Consider the following 25,256-nt stretch of genomic DNA (forward strand, 5'->3'; position numbering starts at 1 on the left):
CAGAGCGTGATTAACACAGGCTGGCGTGCGGACACCAGCCGCGGTTAGCCGGCCGATGCGCTGGCGTCTTCCTGCGGGCCGGCCAGATCGTCGCGCGCCTTGCGGGCCAGTCTTTTCGTCGCGTGCCTGGGGCTGTCGCCGAACAGGTCGGCGGCCTCGGCAAGGCAGGATTTCCTCAAGCTCTTTTCCGAGCGCTTCAGCAGCTTGCCGAGAAGCTTCGTATCCGCGTGCGGCCCAAGCGGCTGGTCGTCGGCCTCGAGCAGCGCGCGCATGACGAATACATCATGCAGTTCGCCCAGCCGCTCGCCCAGTTCGTCGACGGCCTTGCGCCGCGCCTTGATCGGCGTCGGCCAAAGCCGGCCCAGCAGCGACAGGTGCATGCCGTGCGTCTTGGCCGCCTTGCGCAAATCGTGGAAATCGTCGGCCTCGCCGCGTGCGCCGGCCTTGTCGAGCGCCTTCCTGGCGCGGCGCAGGGTGACGCGGGCGCCTTCGGCGAGCACGTCGGCGGCCTGTTCCGGCTGGTCGGGCAAGGCAAGGCTTTCGATCCGCTTCATGCCGTCCTGGCAAGCGGCGGTCGCCGCGCCGATTGCCGCCTGGAGGCCGGCGCCTTCGTGCAGATCATGCTGGCGGGCGACCAGCCTGTCGCGCACGGCATCGAGCCCGCCATCGGCGCTCTCCTTGGGAAAACCTGCCGCCAGCCGGTCGATGGTTTCGATCAGCGCCGTTGCTTCACGCGGGCCTGCAAGCAGCGCCGCCACATTGCGATAGCACTGGTTCTCGGTCGTGCAGAAAGTTTCGTCTCCGGAACGAACCAGGCGCAGCAAGGCACGTGCGCCCTTCAGCCGCTTGCGGCATTTGTGCAGTCCCTGTTCCGGCCGGCTCTGCGCCGCGTCCAGATGCAGCAGTGCCTTGCTAATTTCCTCGGCAAGGATGCGTCTGACCTCACCGGTCAGCGGCAGGCGCGGGTCGATGCGAAAACTCATGCGGCGATCTCCGGAATCCCCCCGAGGGCGAGCGACGCGTTGTAGAATTTCTGCTCGCCGGTGACTTCACGGCCGAGCCAGTCTGGCAGCATTTCGTCCGGCACGTCTTCCGGCGTCTCGAGTTCGGCCATCACAAGTCCTGCCAGCGCGCCGCCAAAGACGTCGACTTCATAGAGATAGCCGCGATGCCTAACATGGTGGCGTGTCTTCTCTATGACACGTCCTAGCGCGAAGGCCAGCATCTCCTCGGCCTCGGCAAGAGGCACCGGATACTCGTATTCGTCGCGCTCGCGCGCCTTGCTGCCGAATTTGAGCGTCAGCTTGGCGGACACGCCGTCGCTGATGCGGATCCGCACCGTCCGGCCGGGCGCGGCGGCAAGATAGAACTGGCGAATGCGGATATCCGCCTCGACCAGGTTCCGCCATGCGGTGCTGGAGACCAGGAACTTGCGCTCGACTTCCTTGCCCATGGCCGCGCACTAAAGCGTTTGCCGCAGGCGATGGCAAGACAGCCCCGCACACAAGTTGACTTTAATCAATCGATTGATTAAAGATGGGCCATGATCAAATCGCCCGAAGCCAAGAATCCACGCCGCGACACGCCCCCGGCGGAGTTGACGCGGGCCGCGCTCGTCCGCGCCGCGCTGAAACTGTTCGGACGGCAGGGTTTCGACGGCACCTCGACCCGCGAGATCGCGGCGGAGGCGCGAGCCAATATCGGTTCGATCGCCTACCATTTCGGCGGCAAGGAAGGCCTTCGCGCCGCCGCCGCCGACTTCATCGTCGAGACCATCCAGACCGTCGCCGGCCAGGCGCTGGGCAACAGCCAGGCGGCGGCTCCAACCGATCCCGAGGCGGCGAGGGCGCAGCTCTTCGCGGCGCTGGAGCGGATGGTCGGCTTCATCGTGGCGCAGCCGGAGGCCGGCGAGATCGTGCAGTTCGTGCTGCGCGAGCTGTCGCATCCCACGGCTGCGCTCGACCGCATCTATGATGGCGTGTTCGAGCCGACGCATCGCCGGCTGTGCCTGATCTGGGAGCAGGCGACCGGCGAGCCGGCCGAAAGCGAACGGACCCGGCTCACCGTGTTCACGCTGATCGGCCAGGTCATCTATTTCCGCATCGGCCGCGAAGCGGTGATGCGCCGCATGGGCTGGCATGACATCGGCAGCGCCGAGGCGGCAAAGGTCGTGGCGGTCACGGCTGACAATCTCAGCGCCATACTGGCCGCCAGGAAGAAGCAGAAATGAAGGGGCAAAGACCATGAGTTTTCTATGTTCGCTGCCGCTCGCCGTGCAGCTTTTCGGTGCCTGCGCCCCGGCGCCGCCGCTGGCCGTCGGCTATGTCGAAGGCGACTATGTGCTGCTGGCGCCGATCGAGGTGGCGCAGGTCGAGACCGTCACGGTCAAGCGCGGCGACCGCGTCACGTCAGGCGCGACGGTGGTGACGCTGGAAAGCGCCGATGCCAAGATCGCGGTGGCGCAGGCGCGGGCGAGCCTGGCGCAGGCGCAGGCACAGCTTGCCGACCTTCAGGTCGGCAAGCGACCGGAAGAAATCGCCGCGCTCAAGGCCCAGGTCGACATGGCCAAGGCGCAGGCCGACGACGCCAAGCGCAAATACGACCGCGCCGCCGACCTGTTCAAGCGCGGTACCGGCACGCAGGCCGACTACGACACCGCTTCGGCGACGCTGGAGACCGCCAACGCGCAGGTTGGCCAGGCTGAGGCCAATCTCGCCGTCGGCGGCTTGCCGGCGCGCGCCGAGACGATCAAGGCCGCCGACAATCAGGTTAAGCAAGCGCAGGCCGCGCTCGACCAGGCCGAGTGGCGGTTGTCCAAGCGCATATTGGCGGCGCCCTCGCCCGGCCGCGTCAACGACGTCATCCGCAATCCCGGCGACACGGCGGGTCCGACCGCGCCGGTGATTTCGGTGCTGCCCGACGGGGCGGTGAAGCTCAGCGTCTATATACCGGAGGCCGCCTTCTCATCGGTCAAGGTCGGCAGCCTGCTCAGCGTGCATTGCGACGGCTGCGGTGCGGACGTCAAGGCGCGCGTCAGCTACGTTTCGCCCGATCCCGAATTCACCCCGCCGGTGATCTATTCGCTGGAGAACCGGCAGAAGCTGGTCTACCTCGTCGAGGCGCGGCCGGAGGGCGATGCGGGTCCGCTGCAGCCCGGCCAGATCGTCGATGTCGATCTTGCGGAAACGGCAAAATGAATGTCATCGACGTTCATGGCCTGGTCAAGCGCTTCGGCGACAAGACCGTCGTCGACCACGTGACGATGTCGGTCGCCGAAGGCGAGATCGTCGGCTTCCTCGGTCCCAACGGGTCGGGCAAGACCACCACCATCCGCATCATGTGCGGTCTGCTGACGCCGGACGAGGGCGAAGGCACGGTGCTGGGTTTCAACATCCGCACCGACTCGCTCAGGATCAAACGCGAAGTCGGCTACATGACGCAGAAATTCTCGTTCTACGAGGATTTGACGATCGGCGAGAATCTCGAATTCGTGGCGCGGCTCTACCGGCTGAAGCCGGTCGAGGAGCATGTCGCCAGGACGCTGGAAGAGCTCGGCCTCACCACGCGCCGCAACCAGCTGGCCGGCACCTTGTCGGGCGGCTGGAAGCAGCGTCTGGCGCTGGCCGCCTGCATCATGCACAAGCCGAAACTGCTTTTGCTCGACGAGCCGACGGCCGGCGTCGATCCGAAGGCGCGGCGCGAATTCTGGGACGAGATCCACCGCCTCGCCAGCGGCGGGCTGACCGTGCTGGTCTCCACCCACTACATGGACGAGGCCGAGCGCTGTCACCGCATCAGCTACATCTCCTACGGCAAGATGCTGGCCACCGGCACCGTGGCCGAGGTGGTCAGGAATGCCGGGCTGACCACCTTCGTGCTGCAGGGTCCGCGGCTCGATCAGGTGGCCGAAGCGCTGCAAGGGCGCCCCGGCGTCGACCAGGTGGCGCCGGTCGGCGCCACGCTGCATGTCGTCGGCTCCGACAAAAAGACGCTCGAAGCGGCACTTGCCGATGTCGAGAAAGAGCACAAGGGCGTGACGGTGGCGCCGGGGGAAACCAGCCTGGAGGACGTCTTCATCCAGTTCATGTCGGGGTCGAAGGACAACATGGCATGAACGGCATCTTCTCCTTCGCCAGGCTCGGCGCGCTGCTGATCAAGGAATTCATCCAGATGCGGCGCGACCGCATCACCTTCGCCATGATGCTGGGCGTGCCGCTGATACAGCTCGTGCTGTTCGGCTACGCCATCAACAACGATCCGAAGAGCCTGCCTGCCGCACTGGTGGCGACCAGCAGCGACCCCTACACCCGCGCCATCGTCGCGGCGCTGCAGACCACCGGCTACTACCGCTTCGACCATGTCGCGCAAAGCGCCGAGGGGGCCGAGTTCCTGATGGCGCGCGGCGACGTCGCCTTCGTCGTCACCATACCGGCCGACTTCGCCAAGCGGGTCGAGCGCGGCGACAACCCGCAGATCCTGATCGAGGCCGACGCCACCGATCCTGCCGTCGCCAGCGGCGCCATCTCCACGCTCGGCACCGTCGCCAGCCAGGCCCTGCTCAGGGCCCAGGGCATGCAGGAAGCCGCCGCCGAGGCCGCCAGGGGACAGCTCGATGTCGTGGTGCACCGGCGCTACAATCCCGAAGGCATCTCGCAATACAACATCGTGCCCGGCCTGCTCGGCGTCATCCTGCAGATGACCATGGTGATGATGACCTCGATCGCGCTGACGCGCGAGACCGAGCGCGGCACGATGGAAAACCTGCTCGCCATGCCGTCGAGCCCGCTCGAGATCATGATGGGCAAGGTGCTGCCCTATCTGGCGGTCGGCGCCGTGCAAGTGGTGGTGGTGCTGGCGGCGGCGAAGCTTCTGTTCGCCATCCCCTTCACCGGGTCGATGTCGCTGCTTTTGTCGGCGGTGCTGGTGTTCGTGCTGTCGCTGGTGCTGCTCGGCTATACGATCTCGACCATCGCGCGCACGCAGATGCAGGCCCTGCAGCTCACCTTCTTCTTCTTCCTGCCGTCGATCATGCTGTCCGGCTTCATGTTCCCCTATCGCGGCATGCCGGATTGGGCGCAGACCTTCGGCGAGATCTTCCCGCTGACGCATTTCCTGCGCATCACCCGCGCGGTGATGCTGAAGGGCGCCGAACTGCCGGCCGTGGCAACCGAGATTGGCTGGCTGGTGGTGTTTGTCGTTTTGTTTGCCGGCGTCGCGTTGGTCCGGTTCAGGCGTACGCTGGATTAGGGGCCGCGATATCGGGAAGTTTTGAAGTCGGCGGGACAGAGGGGGATGCTCAAGCGCGACGCTTCCGCGTGGAGCGCCTAAGCCGCCGCCATGATCCCGGCATACGTCCCGAAATCGACATTGCCGCCAGACAGCACCACGGCGATATTCTTGCCTGACAGCTCGATCTCGCCCGACGACAGCGCCGCCAGCGCGACGCAGCCGCCGGGTTCGACCACCAGCTTGAGATAGGCCATGGCGTCGCGCATCGCCTGCGCCGCCGCCTGGTCCGAGACGGCGATGGCTCCAGTGAGGTTCCGGCGGTTGATCTCGAAGGTGATCACGCCCGGCTCGGCGGTCAGCAGCGCGTCGCAGATGGAATCATGGCCCGGCTCGTTCGAGACCCTGGCGCCTGCCGCGAGCGAGCGGCGCGTGTCGTCGAAATGCTCGGGCTCGACCGCCCAGACGGCGGTGCCGGGCGAAGCATCCTTGACGGCAACGGAGATGCCGCTCGACAGGCCGCCGCCGCCGCAGGGAACGATCACCGCGTCGAGCTCGACGCCAAGCGCTCTCGCCTGGCGCATCAGTTCGAGGCCGATCGTACCCTGGCCGGCGATGATGGCCGGATCGTCGAAGGGCGGCACCAGCACCATGCCCTTCTCGATGTAAGGGCGGATCACGGCCATGCGGTCATCGCGAAAACGGTCGAAAGGCACCACCTCCGCGCCCATCTTGCGGACATTGCCGACCTTCATCGCCGGCGCGTCGGCGGGCATGGCGATGACCGCCTTGACACCGAACATGGCGGCCGAGGCGGCAACGCCTTGCGCATGGTTACCCGAGGAGAAGGCAACGACGCCCCGGCCGCGTTCCGCCTCGCTCAGCGACGACAGCTTGTTGTAGGCGCCGCGGAACTTGAACGAGCCGGTGCGCTGCAGCGTCTCCGGCTTGAACAGGATGCGCGCGCCGAAGCGCTTGTTGAACTCGGCCGATTCGATCAATGGCGTTTCGACGATCAGGCCGGAGAGCCGGGCCGCGGCGGCGTGGATGTCGGCGATGCCGGGAGGGGTGATCATGACGGATCCTGCGAGATGTGGCCCGTCATGGTGCACGCAAAGGCCCGCGCGAAGCCAACGAAAAGATGTGACCGCTACAAAATTTGGCGATTATGACGAGGTACAAAATGTCGCCAGCGTTGCGGCCGGCACACCCCCCTCTGTCCTGCCGGACATCTCCCCCGCAAGGGGGGAGATTGGCAGTTTAGAGGCCGCCGCTTCCTTGCGGCGTGTGAGATTGGCGAAGGCAAAGATGAAGTCTGATCTCCCTCCTTGCGGGGGAGATGGCCGGCAGGCCAGAGGGGGGTGCTGGCCCGCCGACATATCTGATTGTCTTCCAATCGCAGAGCATGCAGCCGGAGTCCCGCTGCCTGCGGCGAACCGGGTTCTCACCCCAGCAGCGTCCGCTGCCTCTTGGTCCCGCCCAGCTTGCGCCAGTTGTTGAAGCGGTGGGTGGCGGCGGCGAAGGAGATCTTCATCTGCTGGGCGACCGAATAGCGCGACTTGCCCTCGTCGAACATGCGGTAGCAGCATTCGACGCCTTCCTCGGTCAGCTTGCCGTCCGGGGCCTTGTTGTGCGGATTGGCGGGGTCGAACTTCTCGACCTGCTGCTCGACCAGGCCCTTCAGGCGCTGCAGGTCGGCCTCGATGCTGGCAATGAGATCGAGAACGGGCTTTGGGTCGAAATGCTCTGCGTGCGGCTTCGTCATGCGTTGATCCTCATCCTTGTCTTGAGTTCAACTATATAGGTTAACCTTTGCCAATAATGAAGGGCACGCTCCGGCGTCGGCTTCAACAATTCTTGAGCCGTGAGCAAGCGCGCGATTGACCCGGGGTCCGTCAAACCCTAGTTTAGAACAATTCTAAACTAGGGTGATTTGCTCATGCTTTCCCGCGTTTTCGGCTTCGGCCGCCGTCCCTTCGAATCGCTGTCCGAACAGGAGATCCTGGCGCTGGCCATTTCATCCGAGGAGGACGACGGGCGCATCTACCGGGCCTATGCCGATGGGCTGGCGGATAGGTATCCGCAATCGGCGAAGATGTTCGAGGAGATGGCGCATGAGGAGGATGGCCATCGCGATGCGCTGATCGAGCTTCATCGCAAGCGTTTCGGCGAGCGCATTCCGCTGATCCGGCGCGAACATGTGAAAGGCTATTACGAGCGCAAGCCCGATTGGCTTGTCCGGCCGCTCGGGATCGAAAATGTGCGCAGCCAGGCCGAGGTGATGGAGCGGCAAGCCTACCTGTTTTATGTCGAGGCGGCAAAGCGTACCACCGACGCTTCGACGCGCAAACTGCTCGATCATCTGGCGGCGGTCGAGCAAGGCCACGAGACGCTGGCTCAGCAATTGGAGCAGAAGCACGTGCCTGGCGAGGTGAAGGACGAAGAAGCGGCGGCCGAGCAGCGCCAATTCATCCTCACCTATGTGCAGCCGGGCCTTGCCGGTCTGATGGACGGCTCTGTGTCGACGCTGGCGCCGATCTTCGCCGCGGCTTTTGCCACGCATGACACCTGGCAGACCTTCCTGGTCGGACTTGCGGCCTCGATCGGCGCCGGCATCTCCATGGGTTTCACCGAAGTCGCCTCCGACGACGGCAAGCTCTCGGGACGCGGCTCACCGATAAAGCGCGGCGTCACGACCGGCGTCATGACGGCCGCAGGCGGCCTCGGCCACGCGCTTCCCTATCTCATCCCACATTTCTGGACCGCGACCGCCGTTGCCGCCGTGGTGGTGTTCTTCGAGTTATGGGCCATCGCCTTCGTCCAGAACCGATACATGCAGACGCCCTTCCTGCGCGCCGCCTTCCAGGTGGTGCTCGGCGGCGCGCTGGTGTTCGCCGCGGGCGTGCTGATCGGGAATGCCTGAGCTTCTTTCCTTCCCTCCTTGTGGGGGAAGGTGGATCGGCGCGCAGCGCCGAGACGGATGAGGGGTGTTCCAGCGGAGTGAGACGTTGGCGATTTAGGCCTACGGTCTGGATGAAGAGTATCGCCAAGCTGGAGCACCCCTCATCCGACCGAGCTTCGCTCGGCCACCTTCTCCCGCAAGGGGAGAAGGAGGAGTCGCTACCCATTCACCGCCCGGCTATCGACCGGCGCCTCATCCCTTTCCGTCAGCCCATAGTCGCGCACCACATGCGCGATGCGCAGTCGATAGCCGGCAAAGATACCGCCGCGGCCGGCCTTCTGGGCCTGCCTGTGTTCTTCCGTATTGCGCCAGGCCTTGACCGCTTCCTCGTCGCGCCAGAACGACAGCGACAGGATGCGGTCGGGGCCGGCCAAACTCTGGAAGCGCTCGATCGAGATGAATCCATCGATGCCATCGAGCAGCGGACGCAGCTTGGCGGCGATGCCGAGATAGGCATCGCGTTTGCCCTCGGCCGGCTCGACCTCGAAGATGACCGCGATCACGGCAACACCTTTTCCCTTGGCATGATCCCGGTCTGAAAAGTCTGCAACTTTTCAGGATCAAGCCTTGGCGCATGCGGGCCGGATGCCAGTTTCAGGAACATGCGGTCCTCCTTGAGGATGAATCGTTCACGCTTGGCGAACGCGTAGTTTGCCTTGCCGGCGGGGTCGGCGGCAAGCCGGGCGCGATAGGCTTCGTAGGCCGCCAGGCTGTCGATATTGTAGGCGGCGTACGCCGTCGTGGCCGATCCCTCATGCGGCGCGAAATAGCCGATCAGGTCGGCGCCGCAGCGTGGAATGGCCTGGCCCCAGTTGCGGGCATATTCCTCGAAGGCAGCCTTGCCGAACGGGTCGATCTCATAGCGGATGAAACAGGTGATGGTCATGGTCGTCTCCTCGGATCGTTGCATCAATGGTTCGAGCGCGGTCGAAACGTCGCGCGCCTGTGTGTGCTAGGCAGTTTGGTGTCAGGAGCCGTCGTGGTGTGCTTCGCCGCTTCCTTGAGCCGACCGGAGAATAATGCTTATCTGACGAGAATGCTTCGACGAGGAACGAACTATGCGTGAAGGACCCGACATTGCCCGCATCGCCAGCCTGGTCGGCGATCCGGCCCGCGCCAACATGCTGAACGCGCTGATGGGCGGCACCGCATTGACCGCGAGCGAACTGGCGCTGGAAGCCGGTGTCTCGCTGCCGACCGCCTCCTCGCATCTGTCGAAACTGATGGAGGGCGGCCTTCTGACCCTGGCCAGCCAGGGCCGCCATCGCTATTACGGCCTCGCCGGGCCGCAGGTGGCAGGCATGATCGAAGCCATTACCGGGGTCGCCGAAGCCGTCGGCCCGAAGCGCGTGCGGCCGGGCCCGCGCGACGGCGCCATGCGCGTGGCCCGCGTCTGCTACGATCACCTCGCCGGCGAGCAGGCCGTGGCGATGCTCGACCGACTGGTCGAAAAAGACATCCTGATCCGCGACGATAAGGAAATCAGGCTCGGGCCTTCGGCCGCATCGCATTTCGCGGCAATAGGCATCAATGTCGGCGCCAAGCCACGCCGCCCGGTCTGCCGTGCCTGCCTCGACTGGAGCGTGCGCCGTTCCCACCTCGCCGGCACGCTGGGTGCCGCGATCCTCGACAAGATCCTTGCCGAGAAGTGGGCGCGCCGCGAGAAGGACAGCCGCGCGGTGGTGTTTTCACCACCGGGAAAGCAGGCGTTCGAGAAGGTGTTTTTGGGTTGATGGCCCAGCGGCGCTACTCCGGCAGTCGTTGGCGGGACAGCACCCCCCTCTGGCCTGCCGGCCATCTCCCCCGCAAGGAGGGAAATTAGGCGCTCCTCCACTTTCGCCAATCTCCAACGTTGCAGAAATGAACGACACTTTGAAATAGCCGATCTCCCCCCTTGCGGGGGAGATGTCCGGCAGGACAGAGGGGGGTGTGACGGAACGCTACGTCAGCCATTCTGCTGATGTTGCACTTGCATCGGAAGGTCTCGGCTTCGTCTCGGACCTATCCCCGCTTCAACGCTTTCCCCACCTCGAAAAACTCCTTCCACGGATCGGGCTCCTTCAACTGCTTCATCGTCGTCTTGTCGCCGATCGGGAAAGCGTTGGGCGCCAGTCCGGCCTCGATTTCGGCCCAGGTCGCCGGCATCGACACGGTAGCCCCCTTCTTGGCGCGCGACGAAAAGGGCGCCACCGTCGTCGAGCCTCTTCCATTGCGCAGATAGTCGACGAAGATCTTTCCGGTGCGCGCCTTCTTCGACAGCGTCGCCGTGTAGCGGTCGGGCGAGGCCTGTTCGAGCGCCCTGGCGAAATCATGGGCGAAATTCTTGACCTCGTCCCAGTCGGCCGCGGGCTTCAGCGGCACAAGCACATGATAACCCTTGCCGCCCGATGTCTTGACGAAGTTCGGCAGCGACAGCTCGTCGAGCTTGTCCTTGATATCCAGCGCGGCGTCGCGCACCTTTTTGACGTCGACGCCTTCGTCGGGATCGAGATCGAAGATGATCTGGTCGGGCTTTTCGATCTCGTCGACGGTAGAGCCCCAGATATGAACTTCGACAACGCCGTACTGGACCAGCGCGGCGATGCCGTCGAAATCCCGGATGAACAGGATCTCCTCGCCGTCCGTCGGGTCCTTCGTCCGGGCTATCTTGTCGCTCATCCCGGCCGAGGCGTGCTTCTGGAAAAAGCGCTGGCCGCCGACGCCATCGGGCGCCCGCACCAGGCTGAGCGGCCGGTTGATCACGAAGCGCTCCATGCGCGGCCAAACCTGCGCGTAGTGATCAAGCAGGCCCTGCTTGGAGATTTTTTCGTCGGGCCACAGCAGCTTGTCGGGATGGGAGAGTTTTACCATGGTTGTCATCGCCCCGGCAGGTTTGCCAGCGCCGCTTGGCGCGGATTTCATCTTGGCTGAGCTCTTGCCTCCTGGTTCCTTGCCCCCTGATGTCTTGCCCCGTGGTTCCTTGGGTGTCGCCGCCCTGGGCTTTTCCTGCACGACTTCCTCCGCCGGCTTGTCCTCGCGCAGCCCCTGGAACGAGGCATGGCGTATTATACGGTCCGATGTCCAGCTGCGGAACTCCACTTCGCCGACAAGCTCGGGTTTGACCCAGACCAGCCCCTTGCCCTTGGGAACGGCTGCGTCGAACGGCGAGGTATTCGCCTTCAGCTCATCGAGTTTCTTCTTTAGATCGTTGGCACCCCTGGTGGAGAAGCCGGTGCCGACGCGGCCGGCATAGTGCAGGCTGCCGCCCTCGTAATAACCGACCAGCAGCGAGCGCAGCCCGCGCCCGGTCTTGTCCGACGGCAAATAGCCGCCGATGACGAATTCCTGCCGCGCCGTGCATTTCGACTTCACCCAGCTAGGGCCGCGCCCGCTGCGATAGGGCGCATCGGCGCGTTTGGAGACGACGCCCTCCAGTCCCATGCGGCAGGCATGCTCCAGCATGATCTTGCCGGGCTCGGTGAAATGGTCGGAGAAACGCACCGCCGCGTTCTCGGATGGCTTGCCGAGCAGTTCCTGCAGGGCTTGCTTGCGCTCGACCAGCGGCTCGCGGCGTAGGTCCTTGCCGTCGAGGCGCATCAGGTCGAAGACATAGTAGATGAAGCGGTTTGTCCGCTTCGCCGACAGGTCCTGCTGCAGCAATGAAAAGGACGAGACACCGCTGTCGGCCAGCACGACGACCTCGCCGTCGATGATGGCGTCGCTGCACTTCAGGCGAGCGAGTTCGGCAACGATCTCGCCACCGAATTTCTCCGTCCAGTCGAGGCCGGCGCGGGTCAAGAGCCGCACCTCCGTGCCGGCGATCTGTGCCTGCATGCGATAGCCGTCGAACTTCACCTCGTGCAGCCAGTCCTCGCCCGACGGAGCCTCCCGTTCCAGCGTGGCAAGCTGCGGTTCGACAAAGTCGAGTTTCCGGCCCGCGGCCTTCGCCTTGCTGGCGGCCGGCCTGTTGGAATGCCAGACTTTCGGTTTCTCGCCCCTGGCGGTCTTGCCCGCGCCGACCTCCTCGATCGTCAGGCCCGACTTTACCGATTGCGGCGCCTCCTCGAGGATATCCTCGCCCGGACGCGCCGCCGCATCGTCCGACTTGATCAGCAGCCAGTTGTCGCGCTTCTCGCCTGGGCGCGGCCTCAGCCGCACCAGATGCCATGAGCCATGCAGCTTGTGGCCCTTGAGCTCGAAGTTGATATAGCCCTTCTTCATCGCCTTGGCCGGGTCGGTCTCGGGAACCCATGTCCCCTCGTCCCAGACGATGACGGAGCCGCCGCCATATTCACCCTTGGGAATGGTGCCTTCGAACCCGGCATAGTCGATCGGGTGGTCCTCGACATGGACGGCGAGCCGCTTTTCGTGCGGGTCGAGGCTCGGGCCGCGCGTCACCGCCCAGCTCCACAGCACCCCGTCATGCTCGAGGCGGAAATCGTAATGCAGCCTGGTCGCCGCATGCTTCTGGATTACGAAGAGACCGCCACCAACCTCGCCCTTCTTGCCGCGCGCGACCTTGCCGGCCGGTTCGGACGTTTTCTTGAAGTCGCGCTTGGAATGATACTGTTCGAGTCCGGCCATTGTTTTCTGGTTCTCAAGCTTCCCTGGTCCTCAGGCTTCTCTGGTCCTCAGGCCGATTTGCGTTTGGGCGCGGCCGTTTTCGGCTTGGCGCGTTTGGCTGCCGGCCTGGCTTTCGCCGACGAAGACGCTTTCGATGACCCGGAGTCCGACAGGCTCTTTTTCAACGCGTCGAACAGGTTGATGACATTGGAAGGTTTTGGCGCGGCCTTTGCCTTCGGCGCCTTGTGGCCGGCCTTCTTGGCGCGGATCAGCTCGAGCAGCGCGTCCTCGTATTTGTCGTCGAATTTCGACGGGTCGAACTTCGTCTTCTTCTTGTCGATGATGAGTTCGGCAAGATCGGTCATCTCCTGGTCGGTCTTCACCGCCTCGATCTCGCCGAACACGGTATCAGGCTGGCGCACCGTGTTGTCATACCGCAGCGTGGTCAGCACCATGCCTTTGCCGAGCGGCTCGATAACCACGGGCCGTTCGCGTCGATAGAGCACGATGCGCGCCAGCCCGGCCATCTTCTTGCCCGACATGGCGTCGCGAATGACGGCAAACGCTTCTTCCGACACCTTGTCGCCCGGCGTGACATAATAGGGCGTATCGAGATAGACCTGCTGGATCGAGGCCTTGTCGACGAAACCGTCGAGGCTCATCGTGTGCGAGGATTCGATCTGCACCGCCTCGATCTCGTCTTCCTCGATATGGATGAAATCGCCGTCGTCGAGTTCATAGCCCTTGATCTCGTCATCGTCGCCAAGCGGCTCGCCGGTCTCGGCGTCGACATAAATGCGCTTCACCGTATTGCCGGTCTTGCGGTTGAGGATGCGGAAAGACACCCTTTCGGTGTGGGTGACGACATTGGTCAGTTCGACGGCGCAGGTGACCAGCGACAGCTTCAGATAGCCCCTCCAGGCAGGACGCGGCGCCATGACAACTCCCTTCAGGAACGCGATGAAGGTGAGAACGGATGGCGCGCGCTCCAGTTCCTTGCCAGTTTCCTGATCGCTTGATGTTCGAGCACCTTGAAGTCAGGCCCGCATCGAAGCGTCCCGAACGGAAATTTCACGGGCGCGGCGGAAATTGAAACAGAACCGCGCGCGGGCGACATTCAAACGAAACATATGTGATGCAAAAGTCACACTGAGCGAAATGGCGACAAAAGGCACCGAAACACCCCGAATCAGCCGCATTCCGGCCACGAAGCGACGGGTTTTCGACCAGAAATTAACATCACGTTCACCGACTATTCACGCCTCGATGCTATCATTCTCGCAATTCGGAAGGGACATCCGAAAATCGGGACAGGGACAGGGTAAATGAACTTCCTCACGCACCTCATCGGCTATGCCGCCGCCATCCGCGAATTCGTCGCGCCGACCTACCGGCCCGAGCGCTACTACATGCGCGGTCCCGGTCCGGCTTGCGCCCGTCGCGGCACGTCGCTGGGCGCGCACTGACCATGACGTTCGAGAGCCGCCACAACAGCCGCATCTGCAGGCCCGGTGCCAACGCGCGTGCCACCACCTATCGCGCCGAGCGTCCCGTTCTGGGTGACCGGGTCCTCAGTGACGGGCGGCGTGCGGCATCGCCACGTCTTTAACCCCGCCTGCGGCTGGCTTAGTGTCCTGGGACACGAGCAGCCGAGGCCCGCGTGACCGACCTTCCCCAATCAAATCTGCCCCAATCAAGTCCCTCTGAGCCGTCAGGTACAAGCCGTCAGCTGATCGTCTTCGATGGCGTCTGCGTACTCTGCTCCGGCTTCGTGCGCATGGTGGTCAAGCTGGACCGCAAAAGTCGCTTCCGCTTCGCCACAGCCCAGTCGCCTTTCGGCGAAGCGCTGTTCAGGAAGCACGGGCTGCGCACCGACGCTTACGAAACCAATCTCGTCCTTGTCGACGGTGCCGCCTTCACGCGGCTCGACAGTTTTGTCGCCGTCATGGCGGAACTCGGCTGGCCGTGGCGCGCGGCCAAGGCGCTGTTGCTGCTGCCGCGCCCGCTGCGCGACTGGCTCTATGAGCGCGTCGCCAAGAATCGCTATGCCCTGTTCGGCAGGAAGGACAGCTGCGACATTCCGTCGGCCGAACTGCGCGGGCGGTTCCTTGGCTAGATTGCGATCTCGCCGCGCAACTGGCGTTGGTGCGCTATCGCGGCTGGCTCGTGCCATCCGACCCGCATGGCTCCAGCGCGATGGAGCCGCCGGCCTCCCTGCCGAGTTCCCGGCAGCCCTGAACCGTGCACAGCGTCCAGCCGCCGCCGGTTGCGCCGGAGGCGGCGAGAGAGACGTGACGCTGCGGCCCAACCTTCGGGACATAGACCCACCAGCCGTCTTTCAGCACCGCGCCCTCCGGCGGTTCCATGCCGGCGCCCGAACCCTTGATGCGCGCCTCGACCACTTGCAGCCCGGACGGCGTCACCTTCCAGTCCTCCTCCCATCGCGTCCGTTCCACCGAATGCGTCCAGGACAGCGTGAAGGCGGCGATCGCCAGCGTCACCGTCTTGCCGGCGGCGAGGATGCACAGGCTCATGCGCTGCTATTTCTTTGCTTGAGCATGGTCTCTTCCGAAAACCGGATCCCACTTTTCGGGATCATGCTCTGGCCCGCCGCGCCCGCCAGCAATGCCAGCCGATCCAGGCAAGCGACAGCGCCCAGCCGGTTTCGTCCGTAAGCGGCACAGCCGCGACTAGGAGCACGCCGGCGGCGAAGGCGACCAGCCGTTCCCACCACGCCATGCGCGTGGCGAGGAAGCCGACGGCGGCCGCGCCCCACAGCACGATGCCCATGCACGCCTTGACGACGATATAGGCGACCTCGATGGGATAGCCGAACTGGGCGGCGATCGGCCCGGCATCCTGCAGCATCAGCGCCGGCGTGTAGACAGCCATGAACGGCACCACGAAGCCGGCGATGGCGAGCTTGGTCGCCTGGATGCCGATCTTGAGGCCGCTCTCCTTGGCCATCGGTGCCGCCGCGAAGGCGGCCAGCGCCACCGGCGGCGTGAGATCGGCCATGATGCCGAAATAGAAGACGAACATGTGGCTGACCACCAGCGGCACGCCGAGCGACAGCAGCGCCGGGCCGGCCAGCGACGAGGTGATGATATAGTTGGGGATGGTCGGGATGCCCATGCCCAGCACCAGGCAGGTCAGCATCGTCAGCACCAGCGACAGGAACAGGTTGTTCTCGCCGATCGAGATGATCCAGCCGATGAAGGTCGATGCGATGCCGGTCAGTGTCAGCGTGCCGATGACGATGCCGACGATGGCGCAGGCGATGCCGACCGGCAGCGCGTTCTTGGCGCCCTCGGCAAGTGAATCGACGCAGATCCGCAGCGTCTCGCGCCCACCCTTGAATGTGGCGCAGGCGATGATCAGGGCGGCGATGACCAGGCCCAGCACGTTGACGCCGAACTTCATGAACGAGGCGGCGGCAAGCCCGAGCGCCAGCCAGAAGACGATGCGGAAGGCGAGCGGCCCGATCGCCGCCGCCAATGGCGTGCCGAGGATGAGCACGATGGTCAGCGCCAGACCCATCGTGCCGGCGAAGACCGGCGTGTAGCCGGCGAACAACAGATAGATCAGCGCGGCCAGCGGCAGCACCAGTGGCCAGTGCTGCCGCACCGCGTCCCACGGGTTGGGCAGGTCCGCCTTGGCCATGCCGCGCAGGCCGGCCTTGCCGGCCTCCAGATGCACCTGCCAGAAGCAGGCGCCGAAATAGAGCAGCGCCGGGATGATCGCCGCCTTGACCACGTCGGCATAGGGAATGTTCAGCGTCTCGGCCATGATGAAGGCGACCGCGCCCATCACCGGCGGCATGATCTGGCCGCCCATCGAGGACGTCGCCTCGACCGCGCCGGCAAAGGCCGGGCGGAAGCCGAAGCGCTTCATCAGCGGAATGGTGAACTGGCCGCTTGCCACCACATTTGCGACGCCGGAACCGGAAATCGTCCCCATCAGCGCCGACGACAAAACGCAGACCTGCGCCGGGCCGCCGCGCCATGAACCGACGAGGCCGAGCGCGAAATCGTTGAACAGCGCGATCATGCCGGCGCGTTCGAGAAAAGCGGCGAAGACCACGAAGATGAAGATATAGGCCGCCGAAACGTAGATCGGCGTGCCGTAGATGCCTTCCGTGCCGTAGGCGAAGGTATCGACCAGCTGGGCGAAGTCGTAGCCGCGATGGATGAAGGGCGCCGGCAAATGGTTGCCGAAGAAACAATAGGCAAGGAAGATGAAGGCGATTGTCGCGAGCGGCAATCCCATCAGCCGCCTGGCCGCCTCGAAGACCAGCACCACCAGCACCGCACCGACGATCAGGTCCGGCGTGGTCAGGAAGCCGGAGCGCCGGATGAGGTCGGTATAGAACACCCAGTTGTAGAGGCCGGTGCCGAAGCCGAGCGCGCCGAGCGTCCAGAACATTGTTTTGGCGGCCATGCTTTTGGCGCGCAGATTGGCGATCAGGGCAAAGCCGAGCAGCAGCAGGAAGCCGACATGCATGGCCCGCACCACCTGACTCGGAAGGCTGCCATAGGCGGCGATGTAGATCTGGAAGACGGAAAAGGCGACGGCGATGACAAAGGCCGCCTTGCCGGCGATGCCGTCGCCGAACCCCGGCGGCAGGCCTTCGACTTGTTCTTCGGCGACAGGAAGGTGGAAAGTACTGGAGGATTTGCTGTCGGCTGGTTCGCTCATCCGACGCACTCCCAAGCAAGCGAACTGCAGCGCGAGGTGCCCCCCTCTGCCCTGCCGGGCATCTCCCCCTCGAGGGGGGAGATCGGCGGCATCGTTGTCGGCGCAGGTTTTGCAAGGTTTGGCGAAGAACATAACAACGGCCAATCTCCCCCCTTGAGGGGGAGATGCCCGACAGGGCAGAGGGGGGCGCTTAGCGAAGACATCTCAGATAAGCCGAGCGAACCTTGCTACTTCACCAGCCCCTTCTCCTTGTAATACCGCTCCGCGCCCGGATGCAGCGGCACCGGCATGCCGTCGAGCGCCTTGGCCGGATCGATGCCCTTGGCGGCGGCGTGCGCGGCGGCAAGCTGGTCGAGATGGTCGAACATCTGCTTGGTCATCTGGTAGGCGGTCTCGTCGGAGACGTCGGCGCGGGTGATGAGGAAATTGCCGACGGCGGCGGTGGCGACGTCCTCGCTCTGGCCTTCATAAGTGCCCTTGGGAATGACCACCGACAGATAGGGCGCGCCGATCTTGGCGACGTCCTCGGCCGGCACGGCAACGACGTTGATCGGCACCGAGGTGGCGAGATCGCGGATCGAGGCGACGCCGAGCCCCGCCGACTGCAGCGTGGCGTCGAGCTGGCGGTTCTTGATCAGTTCGACGGATTCGGCGAAGGGCAGGTATTCGACCCGGCCGAGATCCTCGTATTTCAGCCCGGCGGCGGCGAAGATGGCGCGGGCGTTGAGTTCGGTGCCGGAGGCCGGCGCGCCGACCGACAGGCTTTTGCCCTTGAGATCGGCAAGCGTCTTGATGCCGGACTCCTGGCTGGCGACGATCTGGATGTAGTTGGGATAGATGGCGGCGATGCCGCGCAATTTGTCGAGCTTGCCGGGGAAACCGGCCTCGGCATTGCCTTCGGCGGCGAGCTTGACGGAATCGCCGAGCGCAAACGCGATCTCGCCCTTGCCCTGCTGCAGCAGATTGAGGTTCTCGACCGAGGCCTTGGTCGCCTGCACCTGGGTACGCGCGCCCGCGATGCCCTTGCCGTAGATCTCCGACAGCGCCACGCCGAGCGGGTAGTAGACGCCCGAAGTGCCGCCTGTCAGTACGTTGATGAATTCTTGCGCGCCGGCAGAAACAACGCCAAGGCCAAGCGAAAGCGCCACCGCGCTGGCTGCAACAAATCTCGTCCTGAAATGGAACATCTGGTTTCCTCCCTGAAATATCGACACCCGCACCACCTCCTCGATGCGACCGGGCCGAGTTTAGACAGCGAGACGCAAATGCCAACCCGCAATTCTATCCATTAGACGAACGGTTGAGTGGATGCGTGACACCTTCCGGCTTGCGCTAGGCGCGGCCACGGCCGAAAGATTTTCACGGCACCTGTCGAAATCGGCCGACACCGCACGACATTGGGTCGGCCCGCACGGAGCGGCCGTTCGAAAAAACGGGAGAAGACCATGCGATACATGCTTTTGATCTATAATGACGAAGCCGCGACGGCGAATGCGCCGCGCGACAAGACAGAGCAGATCCTCGCGGCCTACGGCGCTTATACCGAAGCGTTGAAGACATCCGGCGCCTGGCTGGCCGGCGACCGGCTGCGCCCGACCCAGGCGGGCGCCTCGGTGCGGATGGCCAACGGCAAGACCAACGTGCTCGATGGCCCCTATGCCGATACCAAGGAACAGCTTGCCGGCTTCTACATGATCGAGGCGAGCGACATCGACGCGGCCAAGCAATGGGCTGGCCGCTGTCCGGCGGCCAGCACCGGTACGGTCGAGGTGCGCCCGATCTGGGAAATGACCGACTACCTGTCGGAGAAATGACCGAAACGCCGGACCAGGCCGAAGGAATTTCGCGGCCCCTGTCGAAATCGGTCCAGGCCACGCGACATAGGGTCGGCCAGCAACGGAGCGGCCTTCGAGAAAACGGGAGAAGACCATGCGATACATGCTTTTGATCTACGTCAACGAAGCCGCGATGGCGGCAGCGCCGACCGACAAGGCCTACGAGATCAGCGCGGCCTATGGCGCCTATACCGAGGCGTTGAAGAAATCGGGCGCCTGGCTCGCCGGTGACCGGCTGAAGCCGACCCAGGCCGCCACGTCGGTGCGAGTGGCCAACGGCAAGACCAACGTGCTCGACGGCCCCTATGCCGACACCAAGGAGCAGCTTGCCGGTTTCTACATGATCGAGGCCGAGGACGCCGATGCTGCTCTCGCCTGGGCGGCGCGCTGCCCCGCCGCCAGCGCCGGCACGGTCGAACTGCGGCCGATCTGGGAACAGACCATGTGATGGACAGTCGTCCGGAGATCGCGCGGGCGGCGGCGGAAGCGGCCGCCCGGCAGAGCTATGGCAAGCTGGTCGCCTGGCTGTCGGCCCGCACGCGCGACGTGGCCGCCGCCGAGGACGCGCTGGCCGATGCCTTTGCCGCGGCGCTCGAACGCTGGCCGCGCACCGGCGTGCCCGACAAGCCGGAAGCCTGGCTGCTGGCGGTGGCGCGCCGGCGGCGTGTCGATGCGGTGCGGCGGCGGCTGACCAGCGAAGCCGGCCGCGAGCATCTCAGGCTGATTGCCGAGGAAGCGGAGGCGCGCATGACCGACAAAGACTTGCCCGACGAAGACATGCCCGACGAACGCTTGCGGCTGATGTTCGCCTGCGCCCATCCGGCGATCGAATCGAGCGTGCGTGCGCCGCTGATCCTGCAGACCATTCTGGGTTTCGATGCCGCGGCCATCGCCTCTGCCTTCCTGGTCTCGCCGGCGACGATGGGCCAGCGCCTGGTTCGTGCCAAGACCCGTATCCGCGAAACCGGCATTCCGTTCCGCGTGCCGGAGCGGGCCGAACTCGGCGAGCGGCTGGACGCGGTGCTGGAAGCCATCTACGCCGCCTTCGCCGAAGGCTGGTCGGACCCGGCCGGCACCGAAACACAACGCCGCAACCTGGCGACCGAAGGCATCTGGCTCGGCCGGCTGGTGGCCTCGCTGATGCCGGATGAGCCGGAGGCGCTGGGTCTGCTTGCGCTGATGCTGTTTGCCGAGGCCCGCCGGGCTGCCCGGCGCGATGCCGAAGGCGACTTCGTGCCGTTGGCGCAACAGGATTGCGAGCTGTGGGACCGTGCCCTCATCAATGAGGCGGAGGCGCTGCTGTCCCGCGCCGCGCAGAGTGGCGTCATCGGCCGTTACCAGCTCGAGGCCGCAGTCCAGTCGGCGCACGCGGCGCGACGGCTGACCGGTCGCACCGACTGGGTGGCGATCCGCGAGCTCTATGACGCGCTGTTTTCGATCGCCGGATCGCCCGTCGTGGCGATCAACCGTGCGGTGGCGATCGCCGAGGCCGAGGGCGCCGTGGCGGGACTGGCGGCCCTTTACGTGCTGGGTGACGACAAGCGCCTTGACGACTATCAGCCCTATTGGGCCGCGCGCGCCGGGCTTCTGGCCAGGCTCGGGCAAGTGCCGCAGGCGAGCGAAGCCTATGACCGGGCGATCGGCCTCGAGCGCGACCCGGCGGTACGGCGCTTCCTGCAAGGCAAACGGGCAGCGCTGCGAAATTGACCTTCAGCCCGGCCACATCTCGTGCGAGGTGTTGAGCGTCTTCATCAGCGGATGGCCGCGCAGTCGCGCCCATAAGCGTTCGATGTTCGGCCATGCCATCCGCGCGCTCTCGATGTCTGGATGCCAGGCCACCAGCATGATGAGATAGATGTCGGCCAGCGACAGGCCGTCGCCGACCAGCCAGTCACGGCCTTTGAGCGCGTTGTCGAGAACGGCGAAGCCACGATCCATCTCGGCGACCGCGGCCTGCTTGACGGCCTTCGTGCCGTCGGCATCGGACGTGTAGCGAGGCGCGTAGTAGAAACGCAGCACCGCCGGATAGAGCACCGAAGACATGAAGGCCATCCAGCGCAGGAAATCGACGCGAGCCGGCGCGCCGATCGCCGGCGCCAGGCCGGCCTCGGGATGGCGCTCGGCCAGCAGGATGCAGATCGCCGCCGATTCGGTCATCGACCGCCCGTCCGGCAAGATCAGCACCGGCACCTGGTTCAGCGGGCTGATGTCGAGAAAGGCGGGATCCGGCCGGTCGGTCTTCGGCACGTCGATCTGCTCGAACGGAGCGTTCGCCAGCGCCAGCGCCGCCTCGACGACGAAGCCGCCGCTGCCGGGACGTGTGTAGAGCTTGTACATTGGATTCTCCCCCGGCCCGAAAGAAGACGGACCGGGGGCGATATGAACCGGAAGCAGGGTGGGGCTCAAGCGGGTGGCGGTCGCCACGGCTGGTTTTTTCAGCGGGCCAGGATTGCTATGCAACCTTGAAAATTGGCGAAAGCAGTGAGGCGCGTAATCTCCCCCCTCGAGGGGGAGATGTCGCCGAAGGCGACAGAGGGGGTCGCCTCACATAGAGCGCCAACTTTCATCTCTCGCAAGGAGATCGCATCCGGTCGAACCGACCCCCTCTGGCCTGCCGGCCATCTTCCCCTCAAGGGGGGAGATTATGCTTTTCGAACGCGGCGCGAACGGCTGTGAAACTACGCCCCGAGACCTTCAAACAGGATCGTCGACAGATAGCGTTCGGCGAAGTCGGGGATGACCACGACCAGGGTCTTGTCCTTGTTTTCCGGCCGCGAGCCGACGACGATTGCCGCCTGCAAGGCGGCACCCGAAGAAATGCCGACCGGCACGCCCTCGAGGCGGGCGACAAGACGGGCATTGGCGACGGAGTCCTCGTTCGAGACCTTGACGATCTCGTCATAGATCGTGGTGTCGAGGATTTTCGGCGCGAAGCCGGCGCCGATGCCCTGGATCTTGTGCGGGCCGGGCTGGCCGCCCGACAGCACCGGCGATGCCTCCGGCTCGACGGCGACGACATGCAGCGAGGGCTTGTGCTTTTTCAGCACCTGGCCGACGCCGGTGATCGTGCCGCCGGTGCCGATGCCGGCGACGAAGATGTCGACCTCGCCATGCGTGTCGTTCCAGATCTCCTCGGCCGTCGTCTTGCGGTGGATCTCCGGGTTGGCCGGGTTTTCGAACTGCTGCGGGATGATCGCGTTGGGGATGGTCGCGGCCAGCTCGTCGGCCTTGGCGATGGCGCCCTTCATGCCTTTCGGGCCCTCGGTCAGCACCAGTTCGGCACCGAGCAGCGCAAGCATCTTGCGGCGCTCGACCGACATCGTCTCCGGCATGGTCAGGATCAGCTTGTAGCCCTTGGCGGCGGCGGCGAAGGCGAGCGCGATGCCGGTGTTGCCCGAGGTCGGTTCGATCAGCGTGGTCTTGCCGGGAGAAATCTTGCCGGCCGCCTCCAGCGCCTCGATCATCGCCACGCCGATGCGGTCCTTGACCGAAGCGATCGGGTTGAAGAATTCGAGCTTGGCGACGAGCTTGGCTACGATGCCCTTCTCCTTGGCGAATTTGTCGAGCCGCACCAGGGGCGTGTCGCCGATCGTGTCGGTGATGGAATTGTAGATGCGGCCGCGGCCGGGGGCGCGGGCGGAGGTGACGGGCTTGTTCATTGGTTTCGCTCCCAGGAGTCAGGCAAGTAATTTCAGGCAATTGGCGGCAAAGGGCCTTCGGTCGCGCAAGATAGACCGTCAGCGAAGAATATCCGAGTGGGGCGCATCTCTAAAGCGCCTGCGTCTCGGAAAAGCGTTTTCCGAAAAGGCCGATATCTGGAATATTTTGGCCGAGCAGGGGCTATTGGCGGGCAGCGATCGCCGCCGCGGCGCCGACCATGAAGCCGGCGGCGGTGCGGTTCAGCACCCTTAGCGCACGCGGCGATTTCAGGAACCAGCGCGCCTTGGCGGCCAGCGCAAGGTAGGGCACCAGCACGACGAACAGCACGACGATCGTCAGCGCGACGAGAATGCCGTAGTCGGCCAGCGTGATGGTCTTCAGGTCGACGATGGTCGGCGTGATCGCCAGGTAGAAGATCATCGTTTTCGGATTGCCGAGCGTGACGGTCAGCCCGGCGAGGAAACTCGACGCCAGTCCACCCTTGCCCTTCCGGGCTTCGACGGTTTCGGGTGTGATGCCGGCGGTCCAGAAGCGCCAGCCGAGAAATGCCAGATACGCGACGCCGGCCCATTTGATCGCCAGGAACACCATGCCGAAAGTCTGCGCGACGAAGGCGAGGCCGAGCACCACGGCGGTCAGGTAGGTGAGGTCGCCGAGCATCAGGCCAAAGGACATGGCCAGCGATGAGCGGAAGCCGGAGCCGAGCGCCCGCGCGACAAGCGCGGTGACGCCGGGACCTGGAATGGCAGCGGCTATGCCAAGGGCGGCACTGTAGGCGAGAAAGCCGGTGAGGGTCATGGCTGGTGGTCCCAGATTGGCCTGCCTTGTCGCATGGAACGGACCAGAATTGAATTCTCTGGGGACGGAATCCATTGCACCAGACATCCGAGATACGTCGCGCTGGCCCGCTCATCCGGGTGACGGGGCCTGCGCCGGCGCTGCAGGATCAGGAACGGCCGTCGCCATAGGTCACGCGCCAGATGGTGCCGTTGCCGTCTTCGGTCACGATCAGCGCGCCATCCTTGGCCACCGTCACGCCGACCGGCCGGCCCCACACCTCGCCGTTGGAGACGACGAAGCCGGTCATGAAATCCTCGTATTCACCGGTCGGCTTGCCATCCCTGAACAGCAGGCGCACGACCTTGTAGCCGGTCCGGTTGCCACGGTTCCACGAACCGTGGAGGGCGACGAAGGCATCGCCGCGGTATTCCCTGGGAAATCCCGCGTTCGCGGGCAGGTCCTTGCCGTCGTAGAAGGCGATGTTGAGCGGCGCCGAATGCGCCTGCATCAGCACATCGGGAATATCGACCTTGCCGGCAAGGTCGGGGCGCTCGCCCTTGTGGCGGGGGTCTTCGTTGTTGCCGATATAGTACCAGGGCCAGCCGTAGAAGGCGCCTTCCCTGACCGATGTGGCGTATTCGGCTGGCGTGTTGTCGCCCAGCGCATCGCGCTCGTTGACGACGCACCACAGCGCGCCGGTCGCCGGCTGGACGGTCATGCCCGAGCAGTTGCGCAGGCCGGTGGCGACGGTGCGGCCGTTCTTGCCGTCGGGGTCGAAGGCCTGCACGTCGGCGCGTCCCTCTTCGGAGCCCCAGGCGGCGCCGAGCGGCTTTGACTTGACCCATGCCTCGAGCCCGCCCCTCGGCCTCTTGCCCATGTCCCCGGCGGCGTTCGAGCCCGAGCCGACCGAGAGATAGAGCGTCTTGCCGTCAGGCGAAAAGGCGATGTCGCGCGTCCAGTGATGGTTCGATGGAATGTCGTCGACGATGGTTTCCGGGTCGGCGGATGCCTTGAGATCGCCATTGCGGTAGGCAAAGCGCACGATGCTGTCGCTGTTGGCGACATAGACCCATTGCGGATCGCTGCCCGGCGGATAGAAGGCAATGCCGTAGGGCTGGTTGAGATCGCCGGCGAAGATGCTTTTCTCGGCGGGTTTGGCGCTGCCCTCGGTCAAACGATAGACGCGGATCTGGTTGGCTTCGCTGTCGGCGACGAACAGGTCGCCATTGGGGGCTGTGCGCACCACGCGCGGATTGTCGATGCCCGACGCGATCAGCTCGGCTGAAAAGCCTTCCGGCAGTTGCGGTTTGGCGTCCGCCGGCCTTTCGGCAAGGCCAGCGCTGTTCGAGGCCGACTTGGCGACATTGGGCTTCGGCAGGTCTTCCGGCTTGATCAGGCGGCGCACCCCGGGCTTGTCGGCGCGCCAGTCGCCAAAGGCGGCCGGACCCCTCAGCACCGGCTGGTCGGCCTGCTGGGCGAATGCCGCGGTCGTGAGGAGTAGTGCGGAAAGGCCGGCCATTCGGATTCCAGCCATTCGGGTCCCAGCCATTCGG

26 protein-coding genes are annotated in these 25,256 nt (G+C 64.9%); 11 read left to right on the plus strand and 15 right to left on the minus strand.

Going from position 1 to position 25,256, the window contains the following annotated elements; genetic code table 11:
- Window positions 1-44 precede the first annotated feature (44 nt).
- Complete coding sequence (locus FJ978_RS12370; RefSeq protein WP_140572332.1) at window positions 45-983, minus strand: CHAD domain-containing protein; 939 nt, start codon at window positions 981-983, stop codon at window positions 45-47.
- Window positions 980-1,453: a CYTH domain-containing protein gene (locus FJ978_RS12375; RefSeq protein ID WP_140572333.1), complete on the minus strand. Its 474-nt coding sequence runs from the start codon at window positions 1,451-1,453 to the stop codon at window positions 980-982. Before FJ978_RS12375 ends, FJ978_RS12370 begins: the two co-directional genes overlap by 4 nt.
- A 90-nt stretch (window positions 1,454-1,543) precedes the next feature.
- Here FJ978_RS12375 and FJ978_RS12380 point away from each other — a divergent pair, with 90 nt between their 5' ends.
- The 4 genes from FJ978_RS12380 to FJ978_RS12395 are packed head-to-tail and all read left to right on the plus strand — an operon-like array spanning window position 1,544 to window position 5,247.
- Window positions 1,544-2,230, plus strand: a complete 687-nt coding sequence (locus FJ978_RS12380; protein WP_140572334.1) for a CerR family C-terminal domain-containing protein — start codon at window positions 1,544-1,546, stop codon at window positions 2,228-2,230.
- A gap of 13 nt (window positions 2,231-2,243) precedes the next feature.
- A complete protein-coding gene (locus tag FJ978_RS12385) occupies window positions 2,244-3,197 on the plus strand; it encodes an HlyD family efflux transporter periplasmic adaptor subunit (RefSeq protein ID WP_013892058.1) in 954 nt (317 codons plus the stop codon).
- Window positions 3,194-4,114 carry an ABC transporter ATP-binding protein gene (locus FJ978_RS12390; RefSeq protein WP_140572335.1) on the plus strand — a complete coding sequence of 307 codons (921 nt, stop codon included), beginning with the start codon at window positions 3,194-3,196 and terminating at the stop codon, window positions 4,112-4,114. Before FJ978_RS12385 ends, FJ978_RS12390 begins: the two co-directional genes overlap by 4 nt.
- Window positions 4,111-5,247 carry an ABC transporter permease gene (locus FJ978_RS12395; protein ID WP_013892056.1) on the plus strand — a complete coding sequence of 379 codons (1,137 nt, stop codon included), beginning with the start codon at window positions 4,111-4,113 and terminating at the stop codon, window positions 5,245-5,247. Before FJ978_RS12390 ends, FJ978_RS12395 begins: the two co-directional genes overlap by 4 nt.
- Before the next feature lie 77 nt (window positions 5,248-5,324).
- Here FJ978_RS12395 and FJ978_RS12400 read toward each other — a convergent pair whose 3' ends face one another.
- Window positions 5,325-6,302 carry a threonine/serine dehydratase gene (locus FJ978_RS12400; RefSeq protein ID WP_140572336.1) on the minus strand — a complete coding sequence of 326 codons (978 nt, stop codon included), beginning with the start codon at window positions 6,300-6,302 and terminating at the stop codon, window positions 5,325-5,327.
- A 368-nt stretch (window positions 6,303-6,670) separates the two neighbouring features.
- Entirely contained in the window at window positions 6,671-6,991 is a 321-nt protein-coding gene (locus FJ978_RS12410) for a hypothetical protein (RefSeq protein WP_013892054.1), read from the minus strand.
- A gap of 174 nt (window positions 6,992-7,165) precedes the next feature.
- On the opposite strand from FJ978_RS12410, the gene mbfA reads away from it, so the two are divergent.
- The gene (gene mbfA / locus FJ978_RS12415; RefSeq protein WP_140572337.1) at window positions 7,166-8,149 is read left to right on the plus strand and encodes an iron exporter MbfA; all 984 of its coding nucleotides are present in this window, start codon (window positions 7,166-7,168) and stop codon (window positions 8,147-8,149) included.
- A gap of 197 nt (window positions 8,150-8,346) precedes the next feature.
- Here the strand turns inward: mbfA and FJ978_RS12420 are convergent, their stop codons facing one another.
- Both FJ978_RS12420 and FJ978_RS12425 read right to left on the minus strand, forming a co-directional pair.
- Entirely contained in the window at window positions 8,347-8,691 is a 345-nt protein-coding gene (locus FJ978_RS12420; RefSeq protein WP_140572338.1) for an antibiotic biosynthesis monooxygenase, read from the minus strand.
- Window positions 8,688-9,074 carry an NIPSNAP family protein gene (locus FJ978_RS12425; protein ID WP_140572339.1) on the minus strand — a complete coding sequence of 129 codons (387 nt, stop codon included), beginning with the start codon at window positions 9,072-9,074 and terminating at the stop codon, window positions 8,688-8,690. The genes FJ978_RS12420 and FJ978_RS12425 overlap by 4 nt, the downstream gene beginning before the upstream one ends.
- A gap of 172 nt (window positions 9,075-9,246) precedes the next feature.
- On the opposite strand from FJ978_RS12425, the gene FJ978_RS12430 reads away from it, so the two are divergent.
- Window positions 9,247-9,921 (plus strand): winged helix-turn-helix domain-containing protein, encoded by a 675-nt coding sequence (locus FJ978_RS12430; RefSeq protein ID WP_140572340.1) that lies wholly within the window; start codon window positions 9,247-9,249, stop codon window positions 9,919-9,921.
- Between the two features lie 268 nt (window positions 9,922-10,189).
- On the opposite strand, the gene ligD is transcribed toward FJ978_RS12430, so the two are convergent.
- Both ligD and FJ978_RS12445 read right to left on the minus strand, forming a co-directional pair.
- The gene (gene ligD / locus FJ978_RS12440) at window positions 10,190-12,751 is read right to left on the minus strand and encodes a DNA ligase D (protein ID WP_140572341.1); all 2,562 of its coding nucleotides are present in this window, start codon (window positions 12,749-12,751) and stop codon (window positions 10,190-10,192) included.
- A 47-nt stretch (window positions 12,752-12,798) separates the two neighbouring features.
- Window positions 12,799-13,668, minus strand: coding sequence for a Ku protein (locus FJ978_RS12445; RefSeq protein ID WP_140572342.1), 870 nt, complete (start codon window positions 13,666-13,668; stop codon window positions 12,799-12,801).
- A 387-nt stretch (window positions 13,669-14,055) separates the two neighbouring features.
- On the opposite strand from FJ978_RS12445, the gene FJ978_RS12450 reads away from it, so the two are divergent.
- Both FJ978_RS12450 and FJ978_RS12455 read left to right on the plus strand, forming a co-directional pair.
- Window positions 14,056-14,196 (plus strand): hypothetical protein, encoded by a 141-nt coding sequence (locus tag FJ978_RS12450; protein WP_013892047.1) that lies wholly within the window; start codon window positions 14,056-14,058, stop codon window positions 14,194-14,196.
- Window positions 14,197-14,390: 194 nt separating this feature from the next.
- On the plus strand, window positions 14,391-14,846 hold the full coding sequence (locus FJ978_RS12455) for a DCC1-like thiol-disulfide oxidoreductase family protein (protein ID WP_140572343.1): 456 nt from the start codon (window positions 14,391-14,393) through the stop codon (window positions 14,844-14,846).
- Window positions 14,847-14,880: 34 nt separating this feature from the next.
- Here the strand turns inward: FJ978_RS12455 and FJ978_RS12460 are convergent, their stop codons facing one another.
- From FJ978_RS12460 to FJ978_RS12475, 3 genes are all read right to left on the minus strand, one after another.
- Window positions 14,881-15,264, minus strand: coding sequence for a DUF1850 domain-containing protein (locus FJ978_RS12460; RefSeq protein WP_013892045.1), 384 nt, complete (start codon window positions 15,262-15,264; stop codon window positions 14,881-14,883).
- A 61-nt stretch (window positions 15,265-15,325) separates the two neighbouring features.
- Window positions 15,326-17,428 (minus strand): TRAP transporter permease, encoded by a 2,103-nt coding sequence (locus FJ978_RS12465; protein WP_140572344.1) that lies wholly within the window; start codon window positions 17,426-17,428, stop codon window positions 15,326-15,328.
- Window positions 17,429-17,655: 227 nt separating this feature from the next.
- Window positions 17,656-18,615 carry a TAXI family TRAP transporter solute-binding subunit gene (locus FJ978_RS12475; RefSeq protein WP_140572346.1) on the minus strand — a complete coding sequence of 320 codons (960 nt, stop codon included), beginning with the start codon at window positions 18,613-18,615 and terminating at the stop codon, window positions 17,656-17,658.
- A 258-nt stretch (window positions 18,616-18,873) separates the two neighbouring features.
- Here FJ978_RS12475 and FJ978_RS12480 point away from each other — a divergent pair, with 258 nt between their 5' ends.
- From FJ978_RS12480 to FJ978_RS12490, 3 genes are all read left to right on the plus strand, one after another.
- On the plus strand, window positions 18,874-19,242 hold the full coding sequence (locus FJ978_RS12480; protein ID WP_140572347.1) for a YciI family protein: 369 nt from the start codon (window positions 18,874-18,876) through the stop codon (window positions 19,240-19,242).
- 115 nt (window positions 19,243-19,357) lie between these two features.
- Window positions 19,358-19,711 carry a YciI family protein gene (locus FJ978_RS12485; RefSeq protein WP_140572348.1) on the plus strand — a complete coding sequence of 118 codons (354 nt, stop codon included), beginning with the start codon at window positions 19,358-19,360 and terminating at the stop codon, window positions 19,709-19,711.
- A complete protein-coding gene (locus FJ978_RS12490) occupies window positions 19,711-20,970 on the plus strand; it encodes an RNA polymerase sigma factor (RefSeq protein ID WP_140572349.1) in 1,260 nt (419 codons plus the stop codon). The genes FJ978_RS12485 and FJ978_RS12490 overlap by 1 nt, the downstream gene beginning before the upstream one ends.
- Before the next feature lie 3 nt (window positions 20,971-20,973).
- Here FJ978_RS12490 and FJ978_RS12495 read toward each other — a convergent pair whose 3' ends face one another.
- From FJ978_RS12495 to FJ978_RS12510, 4 genes are all read right to left on the minus strand, one after another.
- Window positions 20,974-21,600, minus strand: coding sequence for a glutathione S-transferase family protein (locus FJ978_RS12495; RefSeq protein WP_013892040.1), 627 nt, complete (start codon window positions 21,598-21,600; stop codon window positions 20,974-20,976).
- Between the two features lie 341 nt (window positions 21,601-21,941).
- Window positions 21,942-22,922, minus strand: a complete 981-nt coding sequence (gene cysK, locus FJ978_RS12500; RefSeq protein WP_013892039.1) for a cysteine synthase A — start codon at window positions 22,920-22,922, stop codon at window positions 21,942-21,944.
- A gap of 181 nt (window positions 22,923-23,103) precedes the next feature.
- Window positions 23,104-23,721 (minus strand): LysE family translocator, encoded by a 618-nt coding sequence (locus FJ978_RS12505; protein WP_013892038.1) that lies wholly within the window; start codon window positions 23,719-23,721, stop codon window positions 23,104-23,106.
- Between the two features lie 148 nt (window positions 23,722-23,869).
- On the minus strand, window positions 23,870-25,222 hold the full coding sequence (locus FJ978_RS12510; protein WP_224728691.1) for a sorbosone dehydrogenase family protein: 1,353 nt from the start codon (window positions 25,220-25,222) through the stop codon (window positions 23,870-23,872).
- Window positions 25,223-25,256 lie beyond the last annotated feature (34 nt).

This window comes from Mesorhizobium sp. B1-1-7 (genome assembly GCF_006442705.1).
GTDB lineage: Bacteria > Pseudomonadota > Alphaproteobacteria > Rhizobiales > Rhizobiaceae > Mesorhizobium > Mesorhizobium opportunistum.

What these genes read in the sequence shown, in the direction of transcription:
- FJ978_RS12490 (WP_140572349.1), top strand. Translation starts at nt 19,711, where the DNA reads ATGGACAGTCGTCCGGAGATCGCGCGGGCGGCGGCGGAAGCGGCCGCC.
- FJ978_RS12425 (WP_140572339.1), bottom strand. Translation starts at nt 9,074, where the DNA reads ATGACCATCACCTGTTTCATCCGCTATGAGATCGACCCGTTCGGCAAG.
- FJ978_RS12375 (WP_140572333.1), bottom strand. Translation starts at nt 1,453, where the DNA reads ATGGGCAAGGAAGTCGAGCGCAAGTTCCTGGTCTCCAGCACCGCATGG.
- FJ978_RS12475 (WP_140572346.1), bottom strand. Translation starts at nt 18,615, where the DNA reads ATGTTCCATTTCAGGACGAGATTTGTTGCAGCCAGCGCGGTGGCGCTT.
- FJ978_RS12510 (WP_224728691.1), bottom strand. Translation starts at nt 25,222, where the DNA reads ATGGCCGGCCTTTCCGCACTACTCCTCACGACCGCGGCATTCGCCCAG.
- FJ978_RS12395 (WP_013892056.1), top strand. Translation starts at nt 4,111, where the DNA reads ATGAACGGCATCTTCTCCTTCGCCAGGCTCGGCGCGCTGCTGATCAAG.
- FJ978_RS12485 (WP_140572348.1), top strand. Translation starts at nt 19,358, where the DNA reads ATGCGATACATGCTTTTGATCTACGTCAACGAAGCCGCGATGGCGGCA.
- FJ978_RS12430 (WP_140572340.1), top strand. Translation starts at nt 9,247, where the DNA reads ATGCGTGAAGGACCCGACATTGCCCGCATCGCCAGCCTGGTCGGCGAT.
- cysK (WP_013892039.1), bottom strand. Translation starts at nt 22,922, where the DNA reads ATGAACAAGCCCGTCACCTCCGCCCGCGCCCCCGGCCGCGGCCGCATC.
- FJ978_RS12465 (WP_140572344.1), bottom strand. Translation starts at nt 17,428, where the DNA reads ATGAGCGAACCAGCCGACAGCAAATCCTCCAGTACTTTCCACCTTCCT.
- FJ978_RS12445 (WP_140572342.1), bottom strand. Translation starts at nt 13,668, where the DNA reads ATGGCGCCGCGTCCTGCCTGGAGGGGCTATCTGAAGCTGTCGCTGGTC.
- FJ978_RS12460 (WP_013892045.1), bottom strand. Translation starts at nt 15,264, where the DNA reads ATGAGCCTGTGCATCCTCGCCGCCGGCAAGACGGTGACGCTGGCGATC.
- ligD (WP_140572341.1), bottom strand. Translation starts at nt 12,751, where the DNA reads ATGGCCGGACTCGAACAGTATCATTCCAAGCGCGACTTCAAGAAAACG.
- FJ978_RS12410 (WP_013892054.1), bottom strand. Translation starts at nt 6,991, where the DNA reads ATGACGAAGCCGCACGCAGAGCATTTCGACCCAAAGCCCGTTCTCGAT.
- FJ978_RS12390 (WP_140572335.1), top strand. Translation starts at nt 3,194, where the DNA reads ATGAATGTCATCGACGTTCATGGCCTGGTCAAGCGCTTCGGCGACAAG.
- FJ978_RS12495 (WP_013892040.1), bottom strand. Translation starts at nt 21,600, where the DNA reads ATGTACAAGCTCTACACACGTCCCGGCAGCGGCGGCTTCGTCGTCGAG.
- FJ978_RS12380 (WP_140572334.1), top strand. Translation starts at nt 1,544, where the DNA reads ATGATCAAATCGCCCGAAGCCAAGAATCCACGCCGCGACACGCCCCCG.
- FJ978_RS12450 (WP_013892047.1), top strand. Translation starts at nt 14,056, where the DNA reads ATGAACTTCCTCACGCACCTCATCGGCTATGCCGCCGCCATCCGCGAA.
- FJ978_RS12370 (WP_140572332.1), bottom strand. Translation starts at nt 983, where the DNA reads ATGAGTTTTCGCATCGACCCGCGCCTGCCGCTGACCGGTGAGGTCAGA.
- FJ978_RS12505 (WP_013892038.1), bottom strand. Translation starts at nt 23,721, where the DNA reads ATGACCCTCACCGGCTTTCTCGCCTACAGTGCCGCCCTTGGCATAGCC.
- FJ978_RS12385 (WP_013892058.1), top strand. Translation starts at nt 2,244, where the DNA reads ATGAGTTTTCTATGTTCGCTGCCGCTCGCCGTGCAGCTTTTCGGTGCC.
- FJ978_RS12480 (WP_140572347.1), top strand. Translation starts at nt 18,874, where the DNA reads ATGCGATACATGCTTTTGATCTATAATGACGAAGCCGCGACGGCGAAT.
- mbfA (WP_140572337.1), top strand. Translation starts at nt 7,166, where the DNA reads ATGCTTTCCCGCGTTTTCGGCTTCGGCCGCCGTCCCTTCGAATCGCTG.
- FJ978_RS12400 (WP_140572336.1), bottom strand. Translation starts at nt 6,302, where the DNA reads ATGATCACCCCTCCCGGCATCGCCGACATCCACGCCGCCGCGGCCCGG.